General features: G+C 34.0%; 10 protein-coding genes and 2 pseudogenes. 4 read left to right on the forward strand and 8 right to left on the reverse strand.

The annotated features are described in order from the left end of the window. Window positions 1–97: 97 nt before the first annotated feature. Entirely contained in the window at window positions 98–1,576 is a 1,479-nt protein-coding gene (locus tag FC77_RS06005; RefSeq protein WP_056970648.1) for a glycoside hydrolase family 1 protein, read from the reverse strand. Window positions 1,577–1,753: 177 nt separating this feature from the next. On the opposite strand from FC77_RS06005, the gene FC77_RS06010 reads away from it, so the two are divergent. Then, window positions 1,754–2,563: a Cof-type HAD-IIB family hydrolase gene (locus FC77_RS06010; RefSeq protein WP_054682064.1), complete on the forward strand. Its 810-nt coding sequence runs from the start codon at window positions 1,754–1,756 to the stop codon at window positions 2,561–2,563. A 93-nt stretch (window positions 2,564–2,656) separates the two neighbouring features. After that, window positions 2,657–2,830 carry a helix-turn-helix domain-containing protein gene (locus tag FC77_RS08075; RefSeq protein ID WP_162258101.1) on the forward strand — a complete coding sequence of 58 codons (174 nt, stop codon included), beginning with the start codon at window positions 2,657–2,659 and terminating at the stop codon, window positions 2,828–2,830. Here the strand turns inward: FC77_RS08075 and FC77_RS07910 are convergent. Together FC77_RS07910 and FC77_RS06015 are read right to left on the reverse strand one after the other, a co-directional pair. Further along, window positions 2,748–3,118: pseudogene (locus FC77_RS07910) on the reverse strand (histidine phosphatase family protein). The gene FC77_RS08075 and the pseudogene FC77_RS07910 sit on opposite strands and share 83 nt — an antisense overlap. A gap of 134 nt (window positions 3,119–3,252) precedes the next feature. After that, window positions 3,253–3,771, reverse strand: coding sequence for a GNAT family N-acetyltransferase (locus FC77_RS06015; protein WP_056970650.1), 519 nt, complete (start codon window positions 3,769–3,771; stop codon window positions 3,253–3,255). A 126-nt stretch (window positions 3,772–3,897) separates the two neighbouring features. Between FC77_RS06015 and FC77_RS06020 the strand changes: the two genes are divergently transcribed. Together FC77_RS06020 and FC77_RS08285 are read left to right on the forward strand one after the other, a co-directional pair. Continuing rightward, window positions 3,898–4,164, forward strand: a complete 267-nt coding sequence (locus FC77_RS06020; RefSeq protein WP_056970652.1) for a hypothetical protein — start codon at window positions 3,898–3,900, stop codon at window positions 4,162–4,164. Window positions 4,165–4,348: 184 nt separating this feature from the next. Beyond that, window positions 4,349–4,441 carry a type II toxin-antitoxin system RelE/ParE family toxin gene (locus FC77_RS08285; RefSeq protein ID WP_206488418.1) on the forward strand — a complete coding sequence of 31 codons (93 nt, stop codon included), beginning with the start codon at window positions 4,349–4,351 and terminating at the stop codon, window positions 4,439–4,441. 120 nt (window positions 4,442–4,561) lie between these two features. Here FC77_RS08285 and FC77_RS06030 read toward each other — a convergent pair whose 3' ends face one another. From FC77_RS06030 to apf, 5 genes and pseudogenes are all read right to left on the reverse strand, one after another. Further along, window positions 4,562–4,840 (reverse strand): ABC transporter permease, encoded by a 279-nt coding sequence (locus FC77_RS06030; RefSeq protein ID WP_054682063.1) that lies wholly within the window; start codon window positions 4,838–4,840, stop codon window positions 4,562–4,564. A gap of 259 nt (window positions 4,841–5,099) precedes the next feature. Further along, window positions 5,100–5,780, reverse strand: coding sequence for an ABC transporter permease (locus FC77_RS06035; protein ID WP_056970654.1), 681 nt, complete (start codon window positions 5,778–5,780; stop codon window positions 5,100–5,102). A gap of 2 nt (window positions 5,781–5,782) precedes the next feature. After that, window positions 5,783–6,664 carry an ABC transporter ATP-binding protein gene (locus FC77_RS06040; protein WP_056970656.1) on the reverse strand — a complete coding sequence of 294 codons (882 nt, stop codon included), beginning with the start codon at window positions 6,662–6,664 and terminating at the stop codon, window positions 5,783–5,785. Between the two features lie 126 nt (window positions 6,665–6,790). Continuing rightward, window positions 6,791–7,854 (reverse strand): annotated as a pseudogene (locus FC77_RS06045) (SEC10/PgrA surface exclusion domain-containing protein). Between the two features lie 158 nt (window positions 7,855–8,012). Next, a partial coding sequence (gene apf, locus FC77_RS08080; protein WP_477218252.1) for an aggregation-promoting factor occupies window positions 8,013–8,415 on the reverse strand: 403 nt, incomplete at its 5' end.

The raw sequence follows: 8,415 nt of genomic DNA on the forward strand, positions 1-8,415 counted from the left end.
ATGACTGCCTGATTCTATTCATTTACTCTCTATCAACAGGATTTGACAAAGAGCCCGTTTTTTTACATGAGTCATTTTTTACTTTAATTATTTATATTTATTCACTTAAATCTTGACCATTAGACGCAATAACTTTCTTGTACCAATAGAATGAATCTTTTGGCATTCTATCAAGGGTACCATTACCCTTATCATCACGGTCAACATAAATAAAGCCATAACGCTTCGACATTTGACCGGTTCCTGCAGATACCAAGTCAATACAGCCCCAAGTGGTGTAGCCAATTAAATCAACACCATCGGCAATTGCTCTACCCATTGCTTCAATATGTTGCTTTAAGTAGTCAATCCTGTAATCATCGTGAATCTTACCGTCAGAAGAAATTTTATCAACTGCTCCTAAACCATTCTCAACGACCATAACAGGAAGCTCATAACGGTCATAAATTACCTCTAAGAAGTATTGCAGGCCATCTGGATCAGTTGCCCAGCCCCAATCAGAATAGTTCAAGTACGGATTTTTAGCTCCAGCAGCGAAGTTACCGCTCATCTTATCCTTTACTTTGTGGGTAGTTACAAGGTTAGACATGTAGTAAGAGAAGGTATACATGTCAACTTTACCTTCAGCCAAATCTTTCTTATCTTGATCGGTAATATCTAAATGAACGTTATGTTCATTCCATAAACGTTGAGCGTAAGTTGGATATTTACCCTTACATTGAACATCACCACAGTAAAAGATTGATTTTTCCCAAGCATGCCGGTTAGCTAAAATATCTTTAGGATCTGGTGTCATTGGATAATTAACGATTCCACAAATCATGTTACCAACCACGTAGTTTGGATCGATCTTGTGTGCTAATTTAACTGCACGTGCAGAAGCTACAAATTGATAGTGCAGTTTTTGGTAAGCATGTTGATATTGTGCATCTGTAACTTTGCCACCACTAGAAATACCAAGCATTAATAAAGCAGAATTAATCTCGTTAAAGGTTAACCAGTATTTAACCAAGCCCTTGTATTCCTTAAACAAAGTTTCTGCATAATGAACATAACAATCGATCATTTTACGATCCGACCAATCCTTATACTTTTCACTTAAATAAAGCGGATCTTCGTAGTGAGAGATGGTTACTAAAGGTTCAATATTGTATTTCTTACATTCTTCAAAAACTTTACGGTAAAAATCTAGGCCAGCTTGGTTAGGTTCCTTCTCGTCACCTTTAGGAAAAATTCTGGTCCAAGCAATTGATAATCTAAAAGTCTTAAAACCCATCTCAGCAAACATTTTAATATCGTCCTTGTAACGGTGGTAAAAATCAATGGCTACGTGACTTGGATAATACTTATTAGGATCAATTGCACCAACTGAACCAGCTGGAATACCAGCACCAGGAGCTGCAGGCTTCTCTTGTAATTTGCCATTTAACTTATAAGTTAGCATTCTTGGATTTTTCAGATCCCCAGCAGTTGTAATATCACTTACAGATAATCCCTTGCCATCTACGTTATAAGCACCTTCAATTTGGTTAGCAGCAGTTGCGCCGCCCCACAAAAAATTCTTTGGAAATTTCATTTTTCTCTCTTTTCTATTTAAAAATTATTTTAACTACCTTTATTATATTTGAAAGCGATTGCTAACGCAAAAAAGGATATTAAATTTAAAGAAGAAAGTAAACATTTTTTTCTAATGTAATTTATATTTTTTAGTATAATGAAAATGTACACATAAATAGATGAGGAGCAATTTAATATGTCAATTAAACTTATTGCCTTAGATACAGATGGAACTTTACTTAATTCACACGGAAAAATCTTAACTAGTACAAAAGAAGCTGTAAAGAAAGCCTTGGATCGTGGAATTAAAGTGGTCCTTTGTTCAGGTCGGCCAATTGCTGGTCTGCAACATTATATGGATGAATTGGGGATTGAAGGATCAGCCGAATATGTTGTAACTTTAAATGGCGCAATTACGAGGGATGCTGACGACGATATCATTACCAAGGATCTTGTTCCAAGTAGCTTCTACCGTAAAATGACCGCTTTTGCCCTCGAACACCAAATACCATTTAATATTGTGGACGTTGATTCACGAATTATTACCTCCGATCACGATATTAATCCGATGGTATACGTTCAAGCCTATGAAAACAAAGCAACTTTATATGTCCGTGCACCGGAAGAAATGCCGGATGATTTGGAGATTGCTAAAGGCTGCTTTGTTGGTGATTCTGATTTACTTAATCAATGGGAAAAAGAAATCCGGAAAGTATTTGGTAAAGATTTATATGTGGTTCGCGCCGATGAGCATTTTATCGAATTATTGAATCCAAGAGTAAGCAAAGGTAATGGTTTAAAGGAATTATGCCAGAATTTAAATATTTCATCTAAAGGAGTCATGGCAGTTGGAGATGAAAGAAATGATATTTCCATGTTCTCTTTTGCTGGAATTGCTGTATGTATGGGTAATGGCAGCGATGAGGCTAAGAAACATGCAGATTTCATCACCAGTTCCAATGATGAGGATGGAATTAGTAAAGCATTCAACAAATTTATCTTTTAATAAACATTCAAATACAAAATAAAAGCAATTACAGATCACTTTGAAGTTAACCTCCTGAACTAGACGAAGAGTCTAATCCAGGAGGTTTTTCATATGACCAAATATCAAGCTAATACAAAATTAAGAGCAATCAAACTTTATCAAAAAGGAGTCGGTTTAAGTCAAATCAGTAAAGAATTAAATATTACCAATGCCAATGAAATAACCGTTTGGCTGGCCAGGCATAACTTACAAAATGTGGTTTTCTTCCATCAAAAGCTAATTTAACGACCGAAGCATTACGAAAACCAGAAAAATCTTTTTTCTCAGTATCTGCGCGTACGTATCCAGTTAAAATATCACCATGTCCAGCAACTAGGGCAACAAATATTCATCGTTACGTTTATAAATGCCATAATTTTTTTCACGCAAATCCTTTAAGCGCTTATATTTCATCTTATGATCGGTGATTATTTCAAGGGTGTCACTGGCTCGTTCTTGTGTTGAAGAAAAAGCTTTATCAAATTTAATACCCTTCTTTTTAAAATAATCTCGTGTAGCTTCAACTTGACGAATCCCTGTTTCGTTTAACGGTGAATCACAGCGGCCCTAAACTTTGTGGTAAAAATTAAAAAAAGTTTGCCCGTGACGTACCAAATAGACAGTTTTTGTCATTTCATTCCTCCATAAAATTTTTCATCTTATTTTCCCTATAAATTTAATTCATAAGCATAACGTGCTCCGTTTTTAGTCGAATTAACATAAATAATACCACGATAATGATAACCAAATTTTTTAATTAAATGCTGCATCCTCTTATTCATAGCATGGGTATCAATCCGAAAATTGTGAATGCCCAGCATTACCCCGTGAGAAATTAAATTTGAAAAGAATATCTCTCCCAAATGTTGACCACGATAACGATCTGATATAGCAATTCTATGAATGGTTGCATATCGTCGGCGATTATCTTTCCATACCCCACCTTCAATATTAGTGTAATGTGGATCCTTGGTCGTCATTAGCACTGCTACACCAGCAATTTGCTTGCCAACAACCAAGACATAGCAGCGCTTTTTCTTAATGTCTTCTTGAAATATATCACTATTAGGAGTGCCATCCTGCCACTGCGGGCTTCCATCGCTTTTTAACAATTGTTTAGCCTCATCAATAATCAACATAATCTCATCTAAATCATTGATTTTAGCTGAACGAATATAAACTGCCATACACATTCCTTCCTTTTTTACAATTAATTTTATAAAAGGATGATCAATATAAATTACCTTAACACATATAAAATAATCTCTATGATATAATTATCGTACAGAAATTATTGAATGGAGATGGGCAGAATGACAGTCAAAGGGAAAAATAAAAAAAGCAAATTATATATTACCATTGACCAAGACACTAAAGATCGTATCGCTGCTAATGCCAAAGCACATGGGTTAAATCCATCACAAGAAGCTCGTCAGATGTTGGAGATGCAGCTAAAGCAACAAGAAATTGGTAATTTTCATCCATCTAATCAATTAAAAGAAGATATTCAACAAGATAGAGAAGGCAAAGTCAAAAAATTTAAAAATGGTAAAGAAGGGTTGAAATGGTTATATAATTAATGGAAAAATATCAACCCGTTTTCACTCATAACTTCAAGAAGGAATATCAGAAATTAATCCATGATGGAAGACACAAACATGCTGACTTTGATCAAATTTTTCAGATACTCTTAAATGGTGACCCTATCCCTAAAAATATCAGGATCATAAATTAACTAATCGTGAGCCAGAACGAGATCTACATATTAAACCTGATTGGATATTAATATACTATCGCAAAGGTAATTATATTCATTTTATTTCGACAGGATCTCATTCAGATTTAAATCTAGCCTAAATAATCTATTTTATTGTAAACAATATTCATAAATATTAGGAAATATAATGAGCCCCAAAAGCATTTAGCTTTTGAGGCTTTTGTTATGACTAAATTAAATGAATAATAAAAATTTGATATTTACCTTGTTGAAATTCCACGTTTAAGACTTTTAAACAGGCCAATATCATCAGTTTGTAAAACCAAACCACCATAAATTTTACCAATATAAATCAACATGACAACAATTGTTACTACCAATATCACTAAAGAAATAGTATTTTCTAACGGCGAAACTGTTCCATTGACTAACCGAATCGGCATAAAGAAAGAAGAAGTAAATGGAACATAAGAAAAGATTCTGACAAAAAGATTGTTTGGTGATTGCTGTAGCGAAAGGGCTCCAAAGAAGCCAACCATATAGTTAGAACCATTGTTGGTTGCGTAGCCTTAGAAGCATCCTCCGCTCTAGAAACCAAAGCACCACATAAAGCTGAGAGAATGGTATAAATTATGACTCCTAAGATTACATAGAGCAGACTACTCGACACCAAATTGTGTATGACCCCATCAATTAACGGCTTATATTTTTTTATAATCGGAGCCAAAGATTTAATTCTGACAGCAACTTCAAAGAAAATCCAGCCACCTATAAAATAGATTGCTAGGTGAGTCATGATTAAAAAAATACTGCCAATATTTTTCCATAAAAATATCTAATTGCTTTCATACTGGAAAAGATAATCTCCATTATCTTAGAGCCCTTTTCAGAGGCAATCTCCTGAGCCGTAATCGAAGCATAAGTCGTTAAGATAAAGTACATCACAAAGATCAGAATCATAGTTGAAATTTCTTTGATTGAACTAGCATGACTACTATTTTGAATCTTTTGTTTAAAACTCGGTTTACGAGTTAACACTTTTAACTGCTTATCATTAATTCTAGACTGTCTAATATTGAGAATTTGTTGGTATTTGCCAGCAATATTATTAATACCTTGTTTTTCACTATTATCTAGATTACTAGACCCAACATAAGTAACTTTTACTTGGCTACTTTCAGTTTTAGCAGTTAAGTAACCACGAATCTTATCTTTTTTCAAAGCTTTCTTAGCAGCGGTAATATTAGCATATTTACTAGTAACATCGATCCCTTGCTTCTTTAATTCATAACTATTAAGAGGGGCTTTTTTAACCTGTCTAATTACAGCAATTTGATCATTATCCGAACTATTCTTAGCTTCCAAATAACTAATACCAGCCATAAAAAAAGCAAACGGTGCTAACACTAATGTAATAAAACTCCAAGACTTAATCTGACGCAAATAATTCTCTTTGAGAACAATAAAAGTTTTCTTCATGATTAAGCTTCTTTCTTAAAGATATCGGTTAGTGTTGGTGGTTGCTGAGCAAAGACTTTAATATATTGACCATGGGTTAGTTGATCAAAAATTTCAGGACCATATTTTTCATCTGAAATAGTTAATTTATACAAGCCATCTTTTTCTTCAATTACAGAAAGCACATGTGGTAATTCCTTTAATCTACTTATTGCTAATTCAGCCTCAACAAAAATATTGGTATTGCCAAAGCTAGATCGAACATCATGCAAATTACCATTAATCACCGCATACCCGTCTTTCAACAAAACAATACTATCGCAGAGGCTTTCCACATTATTCATATCATGATCAGAAAAAATAATCGCAGCTCCACGTTTTTTCTCTTCTAAAATTGTGTTCCTTAAAATATCTACATTAATTGGATCTAATCCACTAAAGGGTTCATCTAAAATAATTAACGAAGGTTGATGAATTAAAGTACAAATTAATTGAACTTTTTGCTGATTTCCTTTTGATAAACTAGAAATTTTATCATTCAAATTACCTTTTACTTTCAATTTATCCATCCAAACTGGCAATTTCTGATAAATCTCTTTTGTCGACATATTCTTTAAATTAGCCAAGTAACGAACTTGCTCTTTAACTGTCAATTTCTGTATCAAGCTGCGTTCTTCTGGTAAATACCCAATTTGATCATAATCTTTCTCTGTCAGCGGCTCGCCATTCCATAAAATCGTTCCAGTAAAAGTAATAAAGTTAAGAATACTATGAAACGTGGTCGTTTTACCCGCACCATTTTTACCAATAATTCCCAAAATTTTGCCGTTCGGAACTTCAAAGTTAACATCACTTAAGACTTTTTTAGCACCAAAGCTTTTACTTAGGTGGTCGATCTTTAACATAAGATTTCCCTTCTGAAAACATTTCATTTAAAACTATATTCTCATTATCATATACACAATTATTAAAGTAAAGAAGAACAAAAAAGACCTAAGTTATAAAACTTAAGCCCTAATCAATTTAATTTTTTATGGTCTAAACGAAATATTATACTTACTGCTCTTAACAATAAATGTCGGAACACTTATATAGTGCATGGAATAAATATTATTAGCTTTAGAAATACTGAAACCAAAGTAATTATGGTCGCCGTCATGAAGCGAACCCTGTGTGTTAAACAAGTCACCTGCATGTTCCCATTCTCTATAATATTTCTTATTGTTTCTTTGACCTTCGCCACTACCAACGTAACCAAAAAGCATCTGCTTTAAGCCAAAGTAAACGTTCTTCTTCATCTCAGTCATGGTCATCGTTTGCTTCGGGTTGTAAAAGCCGGCCATATCCTCAACATAATTATCATTAAGGTTCAACCCGTTTGCCTTACATGCATGAACAATTCCAGCTACATAATGTCCATCTTTGATACTCCTACCATTTTTAGTATACTCATTAGCAATATCTTGAGCTAATTTTTGCGTACCTCTGCTTCCTAACCATGGTTTTAAATTCAGATCACTTCTAGCTTCATTTATTAAGCGCAATGTATAACTCGTAAGTTCTGAACTTTGAGCAGTAGTTAAATTAGTCGGATCAATTATAGTATCATTATCATTTTTGCTTTCAGCCGTCTTGGTTCGACTAAAAGTATTATCATTCATTCCCCTCATTGAAGCTTTAACAAAATCAGCACTTGGCTTACCTTGATAAGCTTTCAATAAAGCTGAACGGGTATATCCCCTTGGCATCTTTATACTAGCTGATTTATAACTGATCTTTTTAGTTACTTTTACATTTTTAGATAAAATCCAGTGAGAATCGTTACCTATTTTATAAGCTAACAGTTTTTTCTTACCAATTTTTAAATGTTTCTTAGCAGTATAAGAGTACTTTTTCTTAGGTGAAGCATGATACTTCGAATGTTTCCCCGTTGATTTATAAAGCCGAACTTTTTTTTACCCTTAACAGTAACAGAGCCCAGCTTTTTAGCTGCAGCTTGAACCGTTTGTGGTTGATTAGTCTCTTCTAAAGCAACTGCGCCACTAAATAATAGGGTAACACTTAGAATAGCAGTGATTAACTTTGTTTTTCTCATAGTTTCTTCCTTTAGTAAAATAGTACCAACATTTTAACAAAAATAGCATTATAATGCAGTAATTAGTCAAAATAATATTGAAAAAAAGAGGTAGTTAATTAAACTGCCTCTTTAATTTTATTATTCTGTTGTTATTTAGTTTTAGTTTATTGGCTTTATTAGTACCAACCGTTTGCTTGCCAGAAGGACTTGGCTGCTGACCATGAACCGTAACGACTGTTTACATAACTATCTGCGGCTTTTTCTTGGTTTGCAGCTGAGTAATTACCGTGAAGGTATGATGCTGAAAGTTGGTACTTACCTACGTATTGACCATTGTTTGCACCGTATGAGCCACCGGATTCTTTATTAGCAATCCATGCTTTGGCACTTGCGTCTGAACCAGATGCGTTTGAAGTGTAAGATGAATTGTTGCTTCTAGCATAAGAAGCTGAGTTATTGTTGGTTCTAGTGTTGTAATTAGTAGTATTGGTAGTGGTTATCTTAGCTGCAGGAGCAGCGACTTTGGCACCAGTTAAATCGTTAGCACGAACCCATTGGTTGTTACCTAAGTCATACCAC

Source organism: Lactobacillus acetotolerans DSM 20749 = JCM 3825 (genome assembly GCF_001436775.1).
In the GTDB taxonomy this organism is placed as follows: Bacteria; Bacillota; Bacilli; order Lactobacillales; family Lactobacillaceae; genus Lactobacillus; species Lactobacillus acetotolerans.